Genomic DNA, 24,413 nt, shown 5'->3' on the forward strand with positions numbered 1-24,413 from the left:
AACCCCCAGTTCCATGTAAACGTTACTTCTTAATGGGATACCTTAACCTGATCCAGCAGCAATTCCAAAATTTCATGAATGAGATAAGCATGTTGTTTGGCATATTTCTTGTCAACCATTTCATGGTGCGTAGAAAAGCCCTGGTATTCCATGTAGGTACCCATCGTCGACTCCTTCCATTTTAGTTCCTCTTCCCGTTCAATCTCTTTTGCTAAAATGAGGTGAATGCTTGCCTCAACCATACCGTCATTGATGATAGTATTGAGCAATGCACCGTAATTCTCGATGTTTTGAACAATTTTGTTCCGTATGCTCGCTACCTTGAGTATTTCATTCTCTTCTGCTGCTTTATCAATCAGTGCTACATTTTCACGAATTTCTTCATCATTTACAAGCTGATACTCGGTCTGCCTTAGTGTATCTAAAAGAATGATTCCCTGAACGTGATGACCTTTTTCTTCTAGTACTTTGGCAACCTCGAACGCCAGATTTCCCCCTGCTGAATACCCCATCAGTAGATATGGCCCCTCTGGTTGGATATTCAAAATGTGGTCGACATATTCATTAATCAGATAGTCATGCGCGATAAAATCAAATGAATAGATCGAGTAATCAGGAAGCTCACTTGCAATTTCTTTAAATGCAGCACCTAAACCAGCGATTGGCGGGAAGGCAAAGACGATTGGTTTTCCTCCTTCATTTAGCAGGGTAACAGGAATTTCTTCATCCACCTGCACATATTGCACGACAGTTAGCTTCTCGGCTAGTGGGCGAATGCTACGGTAGCGGAATACAAGCTGAAGTGGCATTTCTATTCCGATATCTCTACTAATAGCGGAGACAAGCTGAACTGCTTTGAGAGAGTGTCCACCTAGCTCAAAGAAATCCGACTCTACACTGATTTGTTTCATACCAAGCACTTCTTCCCAGATAACCGCAAGCTTCTCCTCCATCTCAGTCTGCGGAGCAATGTACTCATTACCGATAACCATATTTTCTTCAGGTGCCGGTAAAGCCTTTTTATCAATCTTACCGTTTACCATTAGCGGCATGTTCTCTAGTTGAACAAAATAAGAAGGAATCATATAGGCTGGTAGAGTTTTTGCCAGTTGCTCTCTCAGCTCGGAAACGGTAATTGTTCGTTTTGCTTCGAAGTATGCACATAATTGATTTTGACCTGTTAAATCCTGAGTAACAGTCACTACCGCCTCCGCAATATCTTCAAGCTCTAGAATATGAGATTCAACTTCAAGCAACTCGATGCGGAATCCACGAACTTTGACTTGATCATCAATCCGGCCTAAAAACTCAATGTTTCCATCAGGAAGCCATCTAGCTAAATCACCTGTTTTGTATATCTTTTCACCTACAACAAATGGGTTCGTAATGAACTTCTCTGCTGTCAAATCAGGACGATTGAGATAACCGCGGGCAAGCCCTATTCCTCCAATGCATAACTCTCCTGGTACACCAATAGGCTGTAGCTGATTTGTTTGATTTAAGATATAGATTTGTGTATTTGCCACCGGACGTCCGATCGGTAGTGCCCCATCGAGTCGTTCCTCTACAACCCACTCTGTTGATTGAATAGTAGTCTCTGTTGGTCCATATGCATTGATGAAACGAACATAATCTCTCCATGCTTTGGCTACTCCAGGTGTCAAGGCAGAGCCACCTGTTGAGACGAAACGAAGTGAAATGAGTCTTTCTGGGTTGACTACACTAGCGAATGCTCCAGGTATTTCTGCTACTGTTATTAGGTGTTTATTGATAAATGTCTCATACAACGCAGGGTCTTGAGTTATCTCCTTGGTAGGGATGTATAGCTGTGCCCCATTGTGTAATGCCAAGAAAATTTCCATGATGGATGGATCAAACGATTGGCTTGTGTATTGAATGATACGGTCTTGCTCGCTCACACCATATTCTGCTTGGATATGATCTAATAGGTTAACCACTCCGCGATGCTCTAGCATGACACCTTTTGGCTTACCTGTTGTGCCGGATGTATAGATGATATAGGCAAGATTCCTTGGTGAAGCTGGCAATGTTAGATTTTGTGGCTCCCCTTGGAACAGAGACTGGTCATGTAAAGAAATAATTTCAAGGCTGTCTGAAATGTTAGCTTGTACGTCTACGGTTGTGTGTGTAAGCAGAATTTGTGCTTGACTATCTTCGAGAATAAAGCGAATCCGCTCCATTGGATATGCGGGATCGATTGGGACATAAACACCATTCGCTTTGAGAACAGCTAAAATAGCGATATACATTTCAAGAGAGCGGTCAGCCATAATTGCTACGTTATCCTCCGCCTTTATCCCTTTTGCAACCAGTACACGCGCCAATTGATTTGCTTTTTCATTCAACTCCTGATAAGTCAAAGCTTGTCCTTCATAATAGAGAGCGCTATTAGCTGGGTGTAATTCTGCTTGAGCTTCAAAGAGCTGATGAATCGTCTTATTAGATCGGAAATCCCTATTTGTATCATTGAATTTTGTTACCAATTGATGTTTTTCCCTATCTGTCACCATGTCTATATCAGCTAAAATGACGTCAGGGCTCTTACTAATTGCACGTAGTACCTGTGTAAAATGGTCTGCGAAACGCTCCATACTTTCACGCTTAAACAATTTCGTGCAATAATTTAGATCAACACCAATTCCTTCTTCAGATTCATGAGCCGTCATAGTAAGGTCAAAGGTCGCCATATTTTGCTTGGTTTCATATAACGAGACCTTGGCTTCACCAAAGGCTAATCCGCTTTCTGGACCATCCATATTTTGTAGAGTGAACATAACATCAAAGAGTTGATTACGGCTCATGTCACGTTTGAGGTCTAGTTTTTCTATCAGCACTTCAAATGGATAGTCTTGATTCTCATAGGCATGAAGCGCTGTATCTTTAATCTCAGTTAAGAAGGTCGAAAAACGTTTCTCGGCTTCTGGGAACCCACGCATGACTAACGTTCCTACAAACATCCCGACAATTTGTTGTAAATCAGTGTGTGGACGTCCAGCGATCGGGCTACCGATAAGAATGTCATTTTGACCACTGTATTTGGCAAGCGTAACCTGTAATGCTGCTAGTAATACCATATACATAGTCGTACCAGTTTCCATGGCCAGTTGTCGTAGAGCGCTTGAAAGTTCCTTGTCCACAGTAAATGGAACATTATCACCATCATAGCTATAAACAGGCGGTCTTGGATAATCTGTTGGCATTTGGAGAACTGGCAAGTCGCCGGATAGATTCTCAAGCCAATACAGCTCTTGCTTCTGCATTTCATCAGATGTAAACATTTTTTGTTGCCAATTAGCAAAATCCTTATATTGGATTGATAATGCGGGTAGTTCTTCTCCTGCATAAATCTTAGCTAGCTCTGTGAGTATGATACTCATGGAAACCCCGTCAGAAATGCTATGGTGCATATCAAGCAATAAAAGATGTTCCTTATCCTTATAAGTGACAAGGTGCGCTCTCAAAAGCGGTGCTTGATTCAAATCAAATGGTTGTGTAAATGTCGAGACGATTTGATTGCACTCATCCTCTGACCCTACTGTATGAACCAAATGGAACATTGCAGATTCATGAACAATCTGTCTCATTTGTCCATCTGTCCAATCAAAAGATGTCCGCAAGCTTTCATGACGATTGATTAGTTCTCGGAATGAGCTTTCCAGTCGAGCAGCTTCAATATCACCTGAAAGCCTCAAGGCTATTGGCATATTGTAGCTCAGCTCAGCTCCTTCCAGCTGTGTTAGAATAAGTAAGCGTTTTTGAGCGGAAGAGACTGGATAACTTTCTGCTATCTCCACAGGGTGTATTTCCTCAAAGGCACTCTTCTGTCCTTGACTGATGAGTGTGGCCATTTCTTCGAGTTTTGTGTGTTTAAAAATCTCACGAAGAGATGTCTCTGTTTCGAATTCTTTATGAATCTTCGAGAGGAGTACAGTCGCTTTTAATGAATGCCCTCCCAGTGCAAAGAAGTCATCAAGGACACTGATTCGTTCTACACCCAATACCTCTTGCCAAATCGAAACCAGCTTAGATTCGATTTCATTGCGTGGGGCCACATAAACTGATCCTGTGTCAACATTTTTGTCCGGTTTTGGCAGACTACGCTTATCGATTTTCCCGTTTAGTGTCACTGGCATTTTCTCCAACTTAATGAAGAATGCCGGAATCATATAGGAAGGCAGGCTTTGCTCAAGATAGTGACGCAATTGGGTAATGGCTATGCTAGTCGTGCTGACAAAATAAGCGCATAAATCAGTTTGTCCTATCTCATCTGTAAGAGCAAGGACGACCGCTTCAGTAATGTCCTCATGTGATAGCAGGTGGGCTTCAATTTCTCCTAGCTCTATTCTAAAGCCACGAACCTTTACCTGATCATCTACGCGACCAAGATACTCAATATTTCCATCAGGAAGCCATCTTGCTAAGTCACCTGTTCGATACATTTTTTCGCCAGGAACAAATGGATTGTCTACAAACTTTTCACGCGTTAGCTCAGGACGATTGAGATAGCCCCGTGCCAGCCCTACTCCACTTATGCAAAGTTCTCCTGGAATGCCAATCGGCTGTAATTGGTAATCGACTCCAACAATGTAGATCTGGGTATTATCAATTGGACGCCCGATCGGTAAGAGTCCATCTGCTCTTTCTTCTGTTACCCAGCCTGTTGCTTGAATAGACGCTTCAGTTGGCCCATAAGCATTGACGTATACTGTTCGGTCTTTCCATGCTTGAACCAGATCGGTAGTGATTGCAGATCCACCTGTAAATAAAAGCCGCAAAGATGTTATGTTATCAGGATTTACATGTACGAGGAAGACAGGTGGTAAGGCCGCCACAGTAATGTGATGACGATTTACGTAATCTTCAAATAAGGCAGGGTCTTGAGTCGTCTCCTTCTTAGGCACGTACAACGTTGCTCCATGTAACAAGCAAGCAAAAATTTCTTTCACAGATGCATCAAAAGAAGGACTAACGTATTGTAAAACGCGATCTTCCTGATACATGCCGTAATGATCAAAAATATGCTGTTTTAGTTTAACAACCCCGTGATGCTCCAGCATTACACCTTTTGGCTTTCCTGTTGTACCAGATGTATAGATGACATATGCTAGATCAGCTGGTGTGATTGATAGCTTCAGATTAGTAGAATCTCCCTGATACAGCCTATCATCTGAAAGCTCTACAATTTTGCCCTGATACGTAGCGATATCCATATGAACAGATTCAAGTAAATGACTTTGTGTTAAAAGAACCTTAGCTTGGCTATCTTCTAAGACATATGCGATTCTCTCACCTGGATATGCTGGATCAATTGGCACATAGGCTCCTCCAGCTTTTAGAACGGCCATAATCGCCACAATCATTTCGATGCTTTTGTCTGCCATAACTGCAACAATTTGGTCTGTTCCTATTCCAAGTGCAAGTAATTCTCGTGCCAACTGGTTTGCCTTATCATTTAACTCTTGATACGTTAGTTGATCACCCTCAAAGTAAACAGCAGGATGATGTGGATGTTTCATAACCAGCTCTTCAAAAATCTGCGGAATCGTCTTGTCTTGTTCAAACGGGGTCTGCGTATGGTTAAATTCCACTAGTAATTTTTGTCTTTCTTCAGCAGAAACAATGTCTATTTCACTAACTTTACTAGATGGATCTGCTAGAATGCTTCGGGCGATTTGTTGCAGATTAGCTGCAATGCCCTCCATCATTTGCTTGTTGTAGACATGTGCGTTGTACATAAACTTAATATAAAGCTTCTCACCAGGTCCCACTGCTATATTGAAATCGTAGTTGGTTTGCTCATATACCTCCATTTGCTGGAAGTCAATGTCTATCTTTTTAGCTAAATGAATATGGTTATCTTCTGCTGGAGTCGGATAATTCTCAAAAGCAATCAAATGGTCAAGCAAGCCCTGGCGTAATTCACTTGTGGATTGAATCTCGGCAAGTGAAAGATAGTCATAATCAGCAGAAGCAAGAGCATCTTCTTGTACCTGCTGCAATACTTGAGTAAATTTTGTCTCTGCATCTAGTTGGATACGAACAGGAATGGAGTTGATAAATAAACCGACCATTTGCTCAATACCTGTAACATTAGCATTCCGACCAGAGACTACAGCACCGAATACCACATCATTAGTACGATTATATCGAGCTAGCAATACCCCCCAGATCGTTTGGAATACACTGTTTAAAGTGGTTTGGTATTGCTTGGCTATCTGCTCTAAACCACTTGTCATCACTTTATCGAAGCAAAACTCATACAATTCTGTCTTGTATTCTACAGCTTCAGCCTTTCTTTCCTTTGGTATTGTAGCCAGTTGTTCGTATCCTGCCACATATTCCTTCCAATATGAGATTGCTTCTGCTTTATCTTGTTTTTCCAGCCAATTGATGTAGTCACTATACGGATAAACCGGACCAAGTGATAATGGAAGATCATTAAGCAGAGAATGGTACGTATGAATAAATTCTCCCATGATGATCGGTATGCTCCAACCATCTGTAAGAATATGATGGAAGCTTAAAATCATAAGATATTCCTCTGCTGCTGTTTGCAGGATAGCCAATCGAATGAGCCTATCACTAGATAGCTTAAACCCGCGTTCTTTATCCTGTTGTTTAAAGTCCTCCGTATAGTTCACTCGATCCTCTTGAGCTAAAGCAGAGATATCTTCAAAGTGAACAGTGGCTTTGCGCTCATTAAGAACTACTTGCAGTGGACGTGTTAGGTCTTTTTGTACAAATATGGAACGTAACACGTCGTAGCGTTGGATGATTGAATTAAAGGCTTGTTCCATTTTAGAAAGATTCATATGCCCTGATATCGGCAAGCTGTATTGCTCCACATACATAGAGGTATTTGTATCTAGGTTTGCATGGAATAGCATTCCTTCTTGCATGGGAGAAAGTGGATATAATTTGCTAATTTCATTGGTTTCCAATTCAGATAGTACAAAGGTTCGAATTATATCCCACTCTTCAATAGATAGACCTGCATAACCTAAGTCAGAAGGAGTTAATTCAGGTGTTGATTGGCTTGTGCAATGTCTGATGATGAGAAGGAGGTTTGATGTGAAGACTTCGATTAGCTTTTCAATACTCTCCTTCTGGAAGGCAAGATGGTTATATACAAATGACAATTGCAGCTTGCCTCCAACGGTTGCACCAGTAATATCGATTAATTGCTCCCGATTCATCTCTGGATTTACAAGGCAACCTCTCGACATTTTTGAAATGGTAAATACCTCTGTTGTTACCTCCTGGTCAAACTGGCCTAAGTAATTAAAACTTATCTCTGGTTGTATGGTAAACGACATATCTAGCTTTTGATCTTCTGGGGTCAAATACTTGAGTATTCCGTAGCCAATCCCTTTATTAGGAATTTTGCGTAGGGTTTCTTTGACTTGCTTAATTCCGTATGAAATGTCTGACACCTTAGACATAGGTAGCAGGACCGGGAAGGCAGATGTGAACCAACCGATTGTTCGATTGATGTCAATCTCTTCCATGATATCCTCGCGACCGTGTCCCTCAAGTAAGATAGCTATATCATTATTTGACGTCCATTCTTTAAGCGTTATCCCAAGCGCTGTTAGCAGGATGTCGTTCATCTCAGTACGATATGCACGATGCACGTCTGTTAATAGAAGAGCTGTATCCGTCTCGGAAAGTTCCATTGATAGAGTAGAACTATCCTTCATACGGTTATGACTAGTTATGAAATCAGTTGGGATCGGATCAATGCTTGTTTGTTCTAGTTGATCCCAATAACTCTTCTCTCTAAGTAGCTCTTTACTTGTAGAGTAATCCTCTAATCGTTTTGCCCATTCTTGCAACGAAACGGTCTTCGCAGGGAAAACGATTGGCTCCCCATTTTGTGCTTGTTCATAACCTGTTGTAAAATCCTCCAGTAAGATACGCCATGAAACACCGTCAATGACAAGATGATGAATGGCGATCAGAAGATGATCACCTTCTGTAGTTTTGAATAAGCCTAATTTGACCAACGGCCCTTGATGAAGCAAGCCCATACTGCTTTGAATACGGTTTGCCTCTTGCTCAATCCGTACAGCCACCTGTTCTTCGTTTGATTCCTCCAACAAATCAATAACTTCGATAGTAAAAGAGGCCTCCGTGTCATTGATTCCTCGATTTACTTGTTTTGCCATATCGTTTGGAGTAAAGGAATAAGCCATGCGTAATGCATCGTGATGATGGACAATTTGGGTAAATACCTGATGAACATGCTCTACGTTAAATCCTTCTGGTCGGTAGAGGAAATTCGCCTGGTTAAAATGATGCAGGCTTGCACTGTGTTCCGTGAATAACCAGCGTTGGATTGGTGTAAGTGGTACGTTTCCTTCAACCGATCCTTGATCAAAGGCTTGAGTGCCTGCTTTTACATACGAACTTAGCTGTGCAATCGTCGGATTTTTAAACAAATCGCTAATTACTAGTCTTTGACCTTCCTTATGCAGGCGGGAGGAAATTTGAATCGCCTTGATTGAATCCCCACCTATTTCAAAGAAGTTATCATGAATACTGATCTGTTCTACTCCTAGAACAGCTTGCCAGATACTTGCAAGTGTTGCTTCGATTTCATTTCGTGGCGCTACATATTCTCTACCAGTTGAGTTTGATGTAGCTGGCTTTGGTAATCGTTTTTTATCAACTTTTCCGTTTACCGATACCGGTATGCTTTCTAGCTGCACAAAGTAAGCTGGAATCATGTAAGAAGGTAAATGCTGTCCAATTTGCTGTCTTATATCAGCTATATTGATTTCATGATTAGCAACGATATATGCACATAAATCGGGTTGTCCCTCTTCATTCGTAAAGGCTATTACTACTGCTGCGTGGATCTCATCAAGAGAAAGCAAATGTGCTTCAATCTCGCCTAATTCGATACGGTAGCCGCGTATTTTTACCTGATCGTCTATCCGTCCAAAGTATTCGATCATTCCGTCAGGTAGCCATCTTACTAAATCTCCTGTTTTGTACATGCGTTCGCCTTCTGCAAATGGATGCTCAACAAACACCTTTTCGGTAAGCTCTGGTTTATTGAGATAGCCACGGGCTAGGCCTGCTCCGCTAATGCATAATTCGCCTAAGACACCAATCGGTTGCAACTGGTTCTGCTTATTAAGAACATAGGCTTTCGTATTTGGAATGGGGCTACCAATCGGTAAAGCCTCATCTTCACGATCTGTACCAATCCATGTAGTAGCTATGACAGACGATTCAGTCGGTCCATAGGCATTCATATAGGTCGTTCGATACTTCCAAGTAGCTACAATTTCATTATTCGATGCAGAACCGCCCGTTAGTAGAAGACGCATCGATGATAATTTGTTTGGCTCCACGTTGCCGATATATACAGGTGGTAGTAGGCCTATCGTAATTTGGTGTGCCTCTATATAGTCCCCAAAAGCAACCGGATCGTAAATTGTATCTTGGGTTGGAATGTATAATGTTGCTCCTGTTAGTAAGCTAATCATGATTTCCCAGATAGAAACATCGAAAGAAGAGCTTGCAAATTGCACCATACGATCGCCAATGCCAATGTCAAAGTCTGATTGGTAATAGGTTTTCAAGCTAATGATTCCGTGGTGCTCAACCATAACCCCTTTTGGTTTACCGGTAGTACCTGAAGTATAGATCACGTAAGCTAGGTCTGTTGGTGAAGCTTGTATGTCTACATTAGCTACTTCACCCTGATAGAGTTTTTCGTCATCTATATCGAGGATACTACCATCAAAAGGAACTTTGTCCATAAGATGCTTCTGTGTAAGGAGAACCTTTGCATTGCTGTCCTCCAGCATATATTGGATCCGATCTGCCGGATAGACAGGATCAATTGGTACATACGCACCGCCAGCCTTGAGTACGGCTATAATCGATACAATCATCTCTATTGATCGATTTGTCATGATAGCGACAATCTTGTCTTTCGCTACCCCTTTGCTCATTAACAGGCGTGCCAGTTGATTGGCTTTTTCATTTAATTCCTGATAAGTGAGCTGTTTCCCCTCAAAATAAACAGCTACCTGCTCTGGTGACAAAGCTGCTTGTTTATCAAACAGCTGCTGGATCGTTACTTGGGTATCGAACTCTCTGTCAGTATCATTAAATGTGAAGAGAAGCTGTTCTTTTTCTGCTGGTGTGACCATGTCAATTTGAGAAATTTGAATATCGAGATTATTGACAATGGAACGCAATACTTGCACGAAATGTCCTGCTAAACGATCAATGGTGTCCTTTTTAAATAGTTTCGTACTGTAGTTTACGTAGCAATTGAGCTCTTCTCCTACTTCAAATGCCGCTAATGTAAGATCAAATTTAGCTAGATTGAAGATGGCTTCATAAGGAGTCGTTGCAACCCCATCTATTTTCAGCATTTCATTGCCGACGTTTTGTAAGGCAAACATAACGTCGAATAACGGATTGCGGCTCATGTCACGATTAACATCAAGCTTTTCCACTAGTTCTTCAAACGGATAATCTTGATTTTCAAACGCTTGCAAAGTGCTTTCTTTTATCTCTTTAAGATAGCTGGTAAATGTCTTTTCGAAAGCAGGGAATCCTCTCAGAGCAAGTGTTCCAACAAACATTCCGACCGTTTCCTCAACATCAGCATGTTGTCTGCCTGCCACAGGGCTTCCTACAATTATTTCTTCTTGTCCGCTGTATTTAGCAAGCAAGACCTGGAACGCCGCAAGAAGAACCATATACATTGTTGTACCCGTTTGTGAGGTGATTTGATGAAGGCTCTTGGTCAAATCTGCATCGATGTCAAACGAAAGAATGTCTCCTTCAAAGTTTTGGATTGATGGTCTAGCATAATCTGTCGGCATTTGAAGTGTCGGTATTTCTCCTTCAAATGTTTTTAGCCAATAGGCCTCTTGCTTTTGCATCCTATCAGTCTGATATAGATCTTGTTGCCATGCCGCAAAGTCCTTGTATTGAATTCGTTGACTTGGTAGCTGTTCCCCGGCATACAGCTTCGATAGCTCACGAAGTATGATGTTTGTGGAGACACCATCTGAGATGATATGGTGCATATCAATCATGAGGATATGCTCATCTTCTTTTATGGTGACTAATTCCACTCTAAATAACGGAGCTTGATTTAGATCAAAAGGTCTAATAAATGCCTGTACTGCACGAGCTATGGCTTTTTCATGAGTTGAATGATCAGTGAACAGCTTTTTGCAAGACATGTTGAAATCAACAGATGGATGAATAATTTGCACAGGCTCCCCATCAATCCAATCAAATGAAGTACGCAGACTTTCGTGACGTTGTACCAGATTTTTGCATGCTTCTTCCAATCGATCCCGGTCGATATAACCACTTAATTTATATACAACAGGCATATTGTAGGCTAATTCTGCACCTTGCATTTGGACAATAATTAACACGCGCTTCTGTGCAGAGGACACAGAATAATACTGGCTTGGCTTAACCGGTTGTATTTCCGAATAATGAGTCTTCTGTGTATTTGTAATCAGTGTTGCCAGTGACTCTATGGTTTTATATTGGAACAGATCACGTAATGCAATTTGTACATCACATTCTTTATACAATCTAGATGCAAGAATGGTAGCCTTGAGAGAATGTCCGCCGAGTTCAAAGAAATCATCATGTATCCCGATAGGACTGATGCCAAGCAATTCCTGCCATATCACAACCAGCTTTTCTTCTACTTTTGTGCGTGGAGCAATATATTCAGCAGTTTTTCCAATAAATTCGTCTTTGGGCAGCGCTTTTCTGTCAATTTTACCGTTTGGAGAAAGCGGCATTTTTTCAAGCTGAATAAACCGTGCTGGAATAAAGTAGCTAGGTAGGTCATTTGCTAAAAAGTCCCGCAATTCAGCGGAGTCTATTTCTTTCGTAGCTACAAAATAGGCACACAAATATTTTTCCCCTTGACTATCTTCACTTGCAATCACAACGGTTTCCTTTATACCCTCAAATGCCAATATCTGGGTTTCGATCTCGCCAAGCTCTATACGGAAGCCCCGAATCTTCACCTGATGATCGATACGACCCAAATATTCAATATTTCCATCCGGCATCCATCGTGCAAGGTCCCCGGTACGATACATTCGTTCGCCGTTTACATACGGATTCGAAACAAATTTTTCAATGGTTAGCTCCGGTCGATTCAAATAACCACGTGCTACTTGTACCCCGCCAATGCAAAGTTCACCTGCTACTCCTACAGGCTGAAGCTGATTTTCTTTACTGACAATGTATAACTGCGTATTATCAATCGGTTTTCCGATCGGTACAGTATCCATTCTCTCTTCTTCTACGGAGCATTCAAACACCGAAACGTCCACAGTAGCTTCTGTTGGTCCGTATAAATTCACTAATTTGGTCTGGTACGCATTGTGAAGAAGCGATTGGAAACGTTCTACATGTGCGACTTGCAATGCCTCACCAGAAGCAAAGACCGTACGCAAGCTTGCCAGTCTTTCGATTTCCGCTACGTGTAAATGGACATGCTCTAGGAAGGCATGAAGCATCGACGGTACAAAATGCATGGTCGTCACACGCCGGTGTTCAATTGCATTTACAATAGTAGACGAATCCTTTTCTCCTTCTGGTATGAGGAAGCACACCTTGGCTCCTACAAATGCCCACCAGAACATTTCCCATACAGAAACATCGAAGGTAAACGGAGTCTTTTGCAGGATGACATCATTTTCAGTGAGCGGATATGCTTTTTGCATCCAGAGCAGTCGATTAAGTACAGACGTATGTTCAATCATCGCGCCTTTTGGTTTACCAGTCGAACCAGACGTATAGATAACATAAGCCAGATCGGTCGCTTGATTCACATGTTCTAGATTGGTGCTGTCTGTGTGATAGGCAGCAGGTTGATCTATCTCGATGACAAGACCATTAAAATCGACTAGTCTATTGTATGTTGATTGGGTTAATAAGATTTGTGCCTTACTGTCTTCTAGCGTAAATTCTAAACGATCCTGTGGATGCTTCGGATCTAGTGGCAGATAGGCTCCTCCTGCCTTCAGAATCCCCAAAATACCGATTATCATCTCAAAGGAGCGATCAAGCATGATTCCTACAATACTGTTCGGTGTTACACCATTTGCTCGTAATGTTCGAGCTAGTTGATTCGTACGCTCATGTAACATACGATAGGTCAATTCTTCATTCTCAAAATAAACAGCGGTATTGTCGGGAATTCTAGCAACAGTTTCTTCAAATAGCTGATGTATCGTCTTATGTCGTGGGTAATCTGCTGTTGTTTGATTAAATTCATAAAGGATCTGATGTTTCTCAGCCTCAGATAAGATATTGATATTGCCTAGCTTCATTTCTGGCTGGGAAACAACCGCACGTGCCAATTCTGTCAAGTGGGAAGCTATGCTTTCTACAAGCTGAGGTGCATAGATTTGTTCGTTGTATCTAAAATTTACATATAGCTGATCATAAGGGGCAACGAGCACATTAAAATCATAGTTTGTCTGCTCAAATACCTCCATCCTTGCAAACTCAAAATCCAATCTCTGCTGATTGGAGGAAGCTTGTTCTTTGTCAGGCGTTGGATAGTTTTCAAAGACGAGAAGATGGTCTAATAATCCTTGCTTTAAGGAGCTCATAGCCTGTATTTCGGCAAGTGATAAATAGTCGAATTGCGACGCAGCAGTTCCACGTTCTTTTACCTGTTGTAATAACTCAGTAAAGCTTAGTTCGGCAAAAGGCTGCACACGTACAGGTATCGTATTGATAAATAAGCCCACGATTTGTTCAATACCTTGTATATCTGCGTTCCGGCCAGAGACAACAGCTCCAAAAACAACATCGTCTACTCCGTTATAGCGACCTAAAAGAATGCCCCATAGGCTTTGGAAAACATTGTTTAATGTAGTATGATGTTGTTTTGCCAATCGTTCTAGTCCAAGCGTCGTCTCGTTATCAAAATGGAAAAGATGGTTAGCTTGAACGTAGTTTCTTGTTTTCTGCGAGCGCCATTTCGGTAGAGTAGCTAGCTGCTCATATCCGAGAAGTTCATTTTTCCAATAAGAAAGAGCATCTTCTCTGTCCTGCTTCTCCAACCATTCAATATAGTCGCTATATGGATAAACAGCATGAAGCTGAATAGCTGTATTGTTCAGCAGGGAATGGTACGTTCGTATCAGCTCATCCAATACGAGAACGAAGCACCAGCCGTCCATAATAATATGATGGAAGCTTACGAGCAATTGATAGGTGTCCTCCCCTGTTTTTAACACCGTAAGTCGTAGGAGAACGTCCTTATGGATTGCAAACCCTTCCTGCTTATCCTTCTCTTTGTATGAATCAAGATATGATTGCTGGTTGGCCTCGTCTAAATGAGAAATGTCTTCAAACTGGATGGTTGTTTTCCGCTCTTGCAGAACAACCTGTACCGGGCGTTTCAATTCCTGATGGACAAACACAGTTCGTAATACATCATAGCGAGCTAGTACTGCGTTTAAGCTTTGTTCAAGAAGAGCTAGATCAAGGGTGCCATGAAGCGGAATGCTATTTTGCTCAAAATAGGCGGGACTCTCAGGCTGTAATTCAGAATGAAATAGCATACCTTCCTGCATAGGTGACAGCGGATATATTTTGCTAATGCTTGTCTGACCAATCATCTCTTGTAAGATGGCTTGAATGCTTTCGAATTCCTCGATAGAGAGATTATGGGCCCCTACATCGGATGGAGTCAGCTCGCTTGTTGTTTTTATCACGCAATGGTCAACAAGCTGGAGCAGATTTGTCTTAAACTGGTCGGCAATGTGTTGAATCGTGGATTCATGATAGGCGTGATGATTGTAGGTGAAAATCATTTGTAGCTTACCATTGAAAATTCCACCATTGCATTCTAGCAATTGATTGCGCACAAAGTATGGACTGATTGCTTCCCCGTTAGACATCTGCGAAGAAGTGAACACCTCTGTTGCAGTGTCTTGATCGAATTGTCCCAAATAGTTAAAGCTAATCTGTGGCTGTAACGTAAACGACATTGATTCAGTATACTCTTTTGGGGTTATATATTGTAGGATACCGTAACCAATACCTTTATTTGGGATGCTTCTTAATGCTTCTTTCGTAAGCTTAATTTGTTTCGACAATTCATCTTCTTTGATAGGCAGAATAACCGGATAGGCAGATGTAAACCAGCCGATCGTACGAGTAACATCCATATTCGCAATGATGTCTTCACGACCATGTCCTTCGAGTAATAGGAGTACGTTCTCTTCTCCTGTCCAGTTTTTCACTGTGAGACCTAATGCAGTCAATAAGAGGTCATTGATTTCCGTGTGATAAGCATGGTGTACATCTTTTAATAGCTGCTTAGTCTGTTGTGGAGTAAGTTCTATGTGAATATCCGAGCTGTCCTTTTTGAGATTATTTGTAATAGGTCCATCAGTTGGTAAAGGCTGAATGGTAGTTTGCTCCAACTGTCTCCAATAAGGTTTTTCTTTAAGAAACGCCTTACTTGCTGCATAGGATTGCAACTGATTCGACCATTCTTTAAACGAGACTGTTTTTGCTGGAAGCAAGAGAGTTTCTCCTCTAGCTGCTTGGCTATAACCTGTTGATAAGTCCTCCAATAAAATACGCCAGGAGACTCCATCTATAACCAAGTGATGAATCACGATCAATAAATGATCTCCTGAAGTAGTTTTAAACAAACCTACCTTAACCAACGGCCCCTGATTTTCGAGATCGATGCTTGTTTGAAGACGATCGGCATGCTGTTTCATTTGATCTTTTATGACTAATTCGTCTGTTTCATCGGTCAAATCAATTATTTCAAAATCAAAACGATCAGTAGTGAATGCTTGATTTACCTGCTGAATGCTTTCATTTTCTAGAGTAGAATAGGTCATTCGTAGTGCATCATGGTGCTCGATGATGCGCTCAAACACCTGTCTAATTATTTCAGCGTCAAATCCCTCTGCCCGATACAGCATATTGGCTTGATTAAAATGATGTCTATTGTTTCTTTGATTCTGGAAGAACCAATGCTGAATAGGAGTAAGCAAAACATCACCTACCACCATGCCCTGATCATAGGAGTTTTTCACTACCTTAACGTATTTGCTTAGCTCGGCAATAGATAGATGCTTAAATATATCGCGCATTTCTATTTTCAAGCCATCTTTATGCAGACGTGCTGAAATTTGAATTGCTTTAATCGAGTCTCCACCGATCTCGAAAAAGTTGTCCATAATACTGATACGCTCTACGCCGAGCACTTTTTCCCATGCGCTGGCTAGTAATTCCTCGACCTCATTTCGCGGTGCCACATATGGCAAGCCAGTATGGAGCGTTCCCTCTGGTTTTGGAAGAGCCTTCTTGTCAATCTTGCCGTTTACAGTAAGCGGCATTTCGTCAAGCTGCATAAAAGTAGAAGGAATCATGTAAGCTGGTAGGTTTTTCCCAATGGATTGGCGCAGCTCCAGGACGCTCATTTCTCGTGTCGCCACAAAGTAGGCACATAGGTCAGTCTGTCCATTATCGTTGGTAAACGGGATGACGGTAGTTTGAACAACCTCTTCGATTTCTAGCATTTGTGCTTCGATCTCTAGTAATTCAATACGGTAACCACGAATTTTTACCTGATCGTCCATACGTCCCAGATATTCTATGTTGCCATCTGGCATCCACCTTACCAGGTCACCTGTTCTGTAGATTTTCTCACCAGTTTTAAAAGGATGAGCGATAAATTTTTCTTGGGTTAACTCAGGGCGGTTAAGGTAACCACGCGCTAGTCCCACACCGCCTATGCATAGTTCTCCGGCTACACCTACAGGCTGTAGCTGATGCTCGGAGTTAAGAACATACACCTGAACATTATCAATCGGCTTACCAATAGAGATCATGCCGTCTTCTCGCTCTTCAGCAAGCCATGCCGTTGCCTGAACGGATGCCTCTGTGGGACCGTATGCATTTACATACATCACACGATCTTTCCAAGTGCGTACCATTTCTAATGTCGTTGCAGATCCGCCCGTAAATAAGAGACGTAAGGAACGGAGCTTGTCTGCATTTACATGAACAGCAAAAACAGGCGGTAATACGGCCACTGTGATTTGATGATTACTCAAATAGCTTTCATAAAGGGCTGGATCTTGTGTTGTTTCCTTGGTCGGAATATACAAGGTAGCACTGTGTAGCAAGCACATGAAGATTTCTTTTACAGATACGTCAAAAGAGGAGCTAGCATATTGAACGACTCGATCCTGCTCGCAGAGTCCGTATTGTGTAGAAAGGAATTGTTGTAAATTGACAATTCCACGATGCTCAACCATAACCCCCTTTGGCTTACCTGTTGTTCCGGAAGTGTAGATGACATAAGCAAGATCAGTCGTTTGCACTGACCATGTAGGATTTGCAGTATCTCCAACGAAAAGCTTCTCATCCTCTAGCTCTAGGATGTGTCCGTCAAACGATATATCTTTTACATATTGTTGTTGAGCCAACAGAATATTGGCTTCACTATCCTGTAGCATGTAAGAAATACGCTCTGATGGATGCACAGGATCTATCGCAACATAGGCTCCTCCTGCCTTAAGAATAGCTAACATGGAAACAATCATTTCCACAGAACGATCTGCGAGTATGGCTACTAGCTGATCAGTAGTGACTCCCATATCACGAAGGCAATGGGATAGTTGGTTTGCCTTTTCATTTAATTCTTGGTACGTGAGCCTTGAACCCTCAAAGTAGACAGCTATATGCTCAGGGTTCATTGCCACCTGCTCTTCAAAGAGTTGATGAATCGTTTTCTCTTGTGGGAATGGCTTCACAGTTTGATTAGATAAAGCAATAAGATTATGTTTTTCCCTTTCCGAGAGCATTTCTAGCTCAGCTATCTTCTTCTCTGGGAATGAGATTGAATCTTGGGTTATACGTAATAGATGATCAGCCAGTCTATTTATTTCATCTTCTGTATACATTTCCGCTACATAATCTATTTCAATAGTCAATAAGTCCTTATCTTTATGCTCTTGAATATGTAAAGCGATCTCTTCTGTCATATGACCTACAAACAACTGTTCTACTGTATAACGAACCCCTGCTATTTGTTCAAAATCGAGGATTTGATACCCGGCAAAAAGGCGAAACAGACTATTTACATGAGGATGCTTGTAACGAACCTTTTGCATGACTTGATCATATGGATATTTCTGGTGACGAAATAATTTATTCTGCTTCTTGGCTACATCCCGAATAAACGTAAGAACATCTTGTGCGGGATTTCCTTGAAACCGAAACGGCATCGTACTAACTAGCATACCAACCATATCTTTTTCTTTACGCTGTGTCCGATTATTGCAGGTTGTACCGATGGTGATGTCTGTTTGTCCTGTCAAACGATACACATAGGCATGAAACATCGACATGAATAGTGTGAAAATACTAATATTATTTTCTGCGCAAAATTGTTGTGCCTGATCTCGTAATTCCTGTGGTACTATGATTCTTTTTCTTTTTGCTTTCGTACTTACAGAATAAGCGTCATAGGCTTTAAACCCAGTAAATTCTGGTAAAGTAGCAAACTCCTCATGCCAAAATTCTCGATCTTTTTGGAAACGCACTGAGCTTATGTACTTTTCCTCATCGTGAATAAAATCGATAAAAGAAGCTGGTATATGCATGTTTTGAGAGTTTAATACATCTGTACCGGCAAGCAATTCTGTATAAATGGAAATGATATGATTCACAATGTGAACATAAGCCATGCCGTCCGTAATGATGTGATGAGTTTTTAGGTAAATATACCCTTCCTGTTCATTACACTTAATGAAGGAACATTCAAACAATTGTTTGTTTATAAGTTCAAATGGTATTGCAAATCTTTCATTAGCCCAAGAGTAGAGCTCATCCTCAGTCGTTTTATCACTAAAATCTATGATGGGCAGTGCCTCTTCACGATAAGGTGCAATATACTGCCTTGGTTCATTGGTCTGAGAATCCACCATAATGCGTAGGCGAATCGAATCATTCATTTGAATAAATGTTTGGATTGCTTTTTGCAACAGGGCATAGTCTAGCTTTTCTGCTTGTAGCCTAATAAGACCCCCAATGTTTGAAATACTGGTGTTAGGAAAAAATTCCTCTGTAAACCAGATACGTTTCTGGGAGTGAGTGAGCGGGTAAATCTGTTCGTGGTTGAGCATCCCAATTTTTCCTCCTAATAGAATTTAGTGTAAGTATTTGTTAATAAGTTGTGTTTTTACAATTGTAGCATTATTTTTTAAAGTGAAATTATCAATATTCTGTCTTCTCATTCTGTTTTTTATTGCCATTTTATCAAGTAAAAGTAATAAACAAAACCAAAAATAACAGAAAAGTTAAAAAATAAAAATCCTAAAATACGAAATAACAAAGGTTAATTGTGCATGTTTACATTACAAATTTATAACTAGTAAAAGAGTTATTTGCTACTTTAGAGCATAAAACAATCAAAGTCCTCATTATATCTATCAATGTTTCTAAAGCTTACAAGCTAATTCTGATTCGATTCTCTCCCCCATCTTCTTGATTTGTAAATGATAGGGTTTTCTTTACAATAATCAAACAGGCTATGCTAATGAACCTTTTGCAAAATAGTAGACTAAAAAACAAGAATCCTATTTATTCTTGAAAATGTAAAATAGTTACATATAATTACATGTAAAAATTAACCAATAACAGACTGGCGAAGGAGCTTTTTTCCTGATCAAATCCAAAGATGCTAGTTTGCATCATTTACTGTTTCAAAGAAATAATATATAATACTTTAATTATTTAGATTTCAATGTATCCTCCAAACGATCTCTTGAGGCGTAAAACCGCAAAAAAGAAAAGCCAATTCCTTTTTTAGTGAAGGAATCGACTTATTGATTGCTCTCTTTTCTAAGAGACCTAATGTAATCTTTTTAAAGGAAGCTCTGCTGGACCCTCAAGAACTTCGCCCGTATGTGAAAATCTTGAGCCGTGGCAAGGACAATCCCAGGTCCGATCGCCATGATTCCACTCTGTTTCACATCCTAAATGTGTACATGTCGTATCTACGACGAATAATTGACCTTTTTCATTCTTATAAGCACCCGCACGTTCTCCATTATATAGAACAACACAGCCTTCCCCATCCGCTAAATCTTCTATTTTTCGATCAGGGACTTCAAGTTTCCCACTGATTAAATGCTTAGCGACATCAAGATTTACTGCAAAGAATTCCTTCAAACTAGGATTTATATAAAACCGTGAAGGACGATATAGCTCAAGATAAGGGTTGTCTCTTTTTAGCACAATATCTCGAAGAAGTAGTGCTGCGGCAGTACTATTTGTCATTCCCCATTTTCTGTAGCCCGTTGCCACTAGAACATTGTGATGATTGGCAGTGATCTCTCCAATATATGGAACCTTATCTAGGGTGACGAGATCCTGAGTTGACCAGCGATAAAGGATTTCCTTTACATCAAATACTTCATGAGCAAATGCTTCTAAGGCTTTGTAATGTTCAAGAGTGTCCTTTCCTTGCCCGGTTTTATGACCATCTCCTCCGATCAGCACAAGATCTTCTCCATTCATGCTTACGGATCGTAGAGATCGCGTTGGCTGATCTGCGCTAATATACATACCACCTGGAAACTCTTTTTTCGTTTTAATGGCAATTACATATGATCTTTGTGCTTGCAATCTTGTAAAATAAAAACCCATCCCATCGTAAAAAGGAAAATGGGAACACGAAAGAACATAATTTGCTGTGACTCGTTGACCTTCGCGGGTAATTACAGTTGGCTGATCGCCTTCTTCGAGATCGATGGCCATCGAATTTTCAAAAATGAGGCCTCCATTTTCAACAATCAATTGTACAAGCTTGTCTAAATAAGCTAACGGATGGAATTGTGCTTGATCTTTCATTGATAACGCATTATGAATGTTAATATCAAAGGGGATGTCATTGACCAGCTCCCCAGGAATACGAAGCTGTTGATAGGCCGAATACTCTTGCTCCAGCTTATGGGCATACTCTTTGGTAGTAGCATAAATATAGGCATCCTGTTGACTAAAATCACAGTTGATTTGATGCTCCGAAACAGTCTGCTTAATAAATTGGAGTGCTTCTGAATTGGCTTCATAATACAGTCTTGCTTTTGTTTGTCCCATATGACTGATTAATTCATCATAAATCAAATCGTGCTGGGCTGTAATTTTAGCTGTTGTATGCCCAGTAGTTCCATTTACTAACCGATTGGCTTCTAGTAATGCTACCTTCAAGCCTTCCTTTACGAGAAGATAGGCAGCTGTGATGCCAGTTATTCCTCCGCCAATGATAACCACATCTACCTTTAGGTCTTCTTGCAAGGCCGGAAATGTCGGCAATTGAATGAAATCTTTCCAGTATGGGTCAGGAAAGCGTGGTAGGTCTTCCCTTCCTAAGTCATTACGTGTCATTCGTTATCCTCCGTTTTTCAATCCTTGTTGAAAACAGTTGTTTCCAAAAACCATGGGTTCTTATACCTTGTAAGAGTATTTGGAAGTAATCTTTTTCACGTTTTGAATCCCTGGAAAGGAAATAAAAGAAGAATAGCATGTTTCGTCATACTAGAGAGGAATTACTCTTGTTCCGTAAAAACCAGAGGTTCATCCTTAATTACCGCCACAGTATGCTCATATTGAGCGGAGAGTTTACCATCAACAGTGAGAGCTGTCCAAGTATTTGCATCTATTTTCACATGCCATGAGCCAACATTAACCATAGGCCCTTCGTAACCTGCAATAAATGTCTGGCTTCTTCAGAAATGGTACCCGACTGTATTGTCCAAGCGAATCCGCAAGACCACCATGCAAGTTAGCAACAAAGTCTATGGTTACGATATCCCCATTTTTTAACGGCTTATCGGTTGCTTTCATTTTGACTTTTTAAGGTAATCATGTAAGAGGGCTACTTTGGTTCAGTTCTTGGTCATGATCTTCTTAATAGTTATCTGCAACTGCTTTTCGCAATATTTTGATACATCTGTCTAGATCCGTTTTTACGTTTGCCTTATAACGCATCGCTGCTTCAAATCCGCCGTCCGAAACAAAATGATAATAAACAACTTCCTTATGCTTCGAATTCATATTAGGCTGAAGCTTTTTTACACGATACAAAATTCCATCCTCTACAAGATCATCAAGAGAACGATAAATCTCCGCGTGATTCGGTCGATAACCAAGATTTTTAAAGTCATGCTGTAAAATATCAAGCATTTGTAGGGCATATCCCTTTTTCATTTCCACCATAGTAATCAAATATAGCTTAAGAAAGGCTCTTTGTTTCATTAAAAACCCAGTGCTTTCTCGTTCTGACATAGTGGAGTGTCACCTTCTTTCTATTATTGTACTATGTACTAATTGTACATAAAAGGAAAAAATATACAATGGTTTCTTTTTCTTTCCCCCTTTTGGCAAAAGGAATAAGTACTTTCGTTTAAACTGATAAACAGTGAGCTATAAGAGGAAAAGGAGCTATTACAAACCACAATGTTTCTAAAATCTATATGTACAATTAGTACATAGTACAATTTGTTTTTGATGCTTTTTATTAACCATCAGACTCTATCGTATGCCATTTATATGTACCTTCTATTTTCTACTCATCATAATACAAAAACACTTGTTCTTGATCAAGAACAACTCTTACGTTTATATCTGAACAAGCCCCCCTGTTATTAATCAGTTGAAACGTTTTATTCCCTATCCCCATTCCTCCTCTGCTCTTCTATCATCTCTAGTTTTTGCAATGTCAGTTGAACCGCAATTGCATCATCCAGATATCCAATGGGAAAGACATAATCAGGAATGATGTCAACTGACAAAATAAAATATAGTAGCGCACTGCCAATCACAGCCTTCTCTAGTGGGTGAATCTCCTCATGGTAAAATCGCCCATACATTTCTTTTAATTGCTCAATAAACGGTCCTTCTCCATTCACATTCTCAACTTTCTCTTGAAACTCTTCTTTAATGATTCTACTTCCTTCATTCGTTTGTGCATGCTTTTCATATTTTTCTAATTCTTGTTGCACCTGCTTCGTTGTATATTTCCAGTCGAATAAGCCTGATGATTCAAGAACCTTTTGGATGTGGTCAATGGAGGTATGAATATCAGATGGTAGAGGCTCTCTAGAGATTGTTAAAGGATATCCAGCCGCTACATATAAAAGGTCCATTGATACTTCAAGACACTTACTGATTTGCTCCAAATGCCTTGGGCGAGCAGCTTGTTTCCCATTTATAATTCGAGAAATGGTTGCCACATTGATTCTAGACTGCTTGCTTAGTTTGCGCATGGACATTGACCGTTCTTGAAGTAATTTCTTAATGAGAATTCCTAATTCTGTCTCTTTTGACTGGTTTCCCATTACCCATCCTCCCCCATTTACATTTATGAATGCAAACCTGTTTAGATAAAGTAAACATTGGGCACTGGCAATACGCACATTTTCTAAACGTTTTCGTAACATACAAGTAAGAAAAAGCTTTTTCATGATATAGATAGCTTTCACGTAGGAAAAGTAACTAACAACTAAGTTCATTATCAAAAAGGAGTGTATTCCAATGAATGCATTGTTATTAGTTGGTCTTGCCTCATCATCTAGTCTGGATCAATTAAGTGCTACCTTAGCTCATAGCTTAAGAGAACTTCATAATTTAAATGTAACTGCGATATGGATCCCTCTGATCTATTTACTCGTTAGCTTAAGCAGCATTTATTTTGGTCAGTGGATTTCCCTTCTCGTCGTTGGCTTCTTAGTAAGTGTAATTGTTAGTCAAATTATTTTATTAGCGATCGATCGAAAAAATGTGATCGTTCTTGAAAACATTTTTTCCAAACAGCTTACGCACATGCTAAGCACTGCTGAATGCTCCTATTGTCATAAATCTGCTCCACTAAAAATAGGAGAAGCAACGATTCTGCTACTTGCTTTTTCGATTCATGCCTTATCAAACAAACTAATTGCTTTTTTTCATAAACTCCCAGCCATTACGATCACTTTCACAGTATCTCTTTCCAGCTTTTTCACTCTGTGGATGAGTCTAGCCTTTGGAGAAAAAGTAAGAAAGATCAAAATTTGCTCCTTGCATCTTGGCAAATTTGGGACCCTCATCAGCGGCACAATCATCCTATTATGCGTGCTTGAAATGTTTCTGTAAGTGAGATGTCTGTTCCACTCATCACCAACACGTAAATAGACCGGCTTCCCCTATTACATCAAGGAAACGGTCTATTGTTAAAACAAACGGATGTAAAAATGGGATTGCTGTAACTTGTAAAAATCAAAAAGTATCATGAGGAGAAGAGGTCTTTTGGAAGATACTGTAGATAAAAGAAGTCGTCCTGAACCGTTTTT

The 24,413-nt window shown here is 40.4% G+C and carries 5 protein-coding genes and 1 pseudogene; 1 reads left to right on the forward strand and 5 read right to left on the reverse strand.

Annotation, left to right across the window (positions count from 1 at the left end; genetic code table 11):
- Window positions 1-29: 29 nt before the first annotated feature.
- The 5 genes and pseudogenes from O0550_RS11215 to O0550_RS11235 all read right to left on the reverse strand — a co-directional run bounded on the left by O0550_RS11215 (window position 30) and on the right by O0550_RS11235 (window position 23,423).
- Window positions 30-19,208, reverse strand: coding sequence for a non-ribosomal peptide synthase/polyketide synthase (locus O0550_RS11215; RefSeq protein WP_258426334.1), 19,179 nt, complete (start codon window positions 19,206-19,208; stop codon window positions 30-32).
- A gap of 727 nt (window positions 19,209-19,935) precedes the next feature.
- Window positions 19,936-21,471: an FAD-dependent oxidoreductase gene (locus tag O0550_RS11220; RefSeq protein ID WP_003339331.1), complete on the reverse strand. Its 1,536-nt coding sequence runs from the start codon at window positions 21,469-21,471 to the stop codon at window positions 19,936-19,938.
- A 161-nt stretch (window positions 21,472-21,632) separates the two neighbouring features.
- A pseudogene (locus O0550_RS24675) lies at window positions 21,633-21,779 on the reverse strand (type I methionyl aminopeptidase); the annotation flags it as partial.
- A 214-nt stretch (window positions 21,780-21,993) separates the two neighbouring features.
- Entirely contained in the window at window positions 21,994-22,371 is a 378-nt protein-coding gene (locus tag O0550_RS11230) for a replication termination protein (RefSeq protein WP_022584904.1), read from the reverse strand.
- Window positions 22,372-22,748: 377 nt separating this feature from the next.
- Window positions 22,749-23,423: a DUF1232 domain-containing protein gene (locus tag O0550_RS11235; RefSeq protein WP_101668254.1), complete on the reverse strand. Its 675-nt coding sequence runs from the start codon at window positions 23,421-23,423 to the stop codon at window positions 22,749-22,751.
- A gap of 196 nt (window positions 23,424-23,619) precedes the next feature.
- On the opposite strand from O0550_RS11235, the gene O0550_RS11240 reads away from it, so the two are divergent.
- Entirely contained in the window at window positions 23,620-24,216 is a 597-nt protein-coding gene (locus O0550_RS11240) for a hypothetical protein (protein WP_003339337.1), read from the forward strand.
- Window positions 24,217-24,413 lie beyond the last annotated feature (197 nt).

Origin of the sequence: Brevibacillus halotolerans (assembly GCF_026891775.1) — a bacterium.
In the GTDB taxonomy this organism is placed as follows: domain Bacteria; phylum Bacillota; class Bacilli; order Brevibacillales; family Brevibacillaceae; genus Brevibacillus_B; species Brevibacillus_B halotolerans.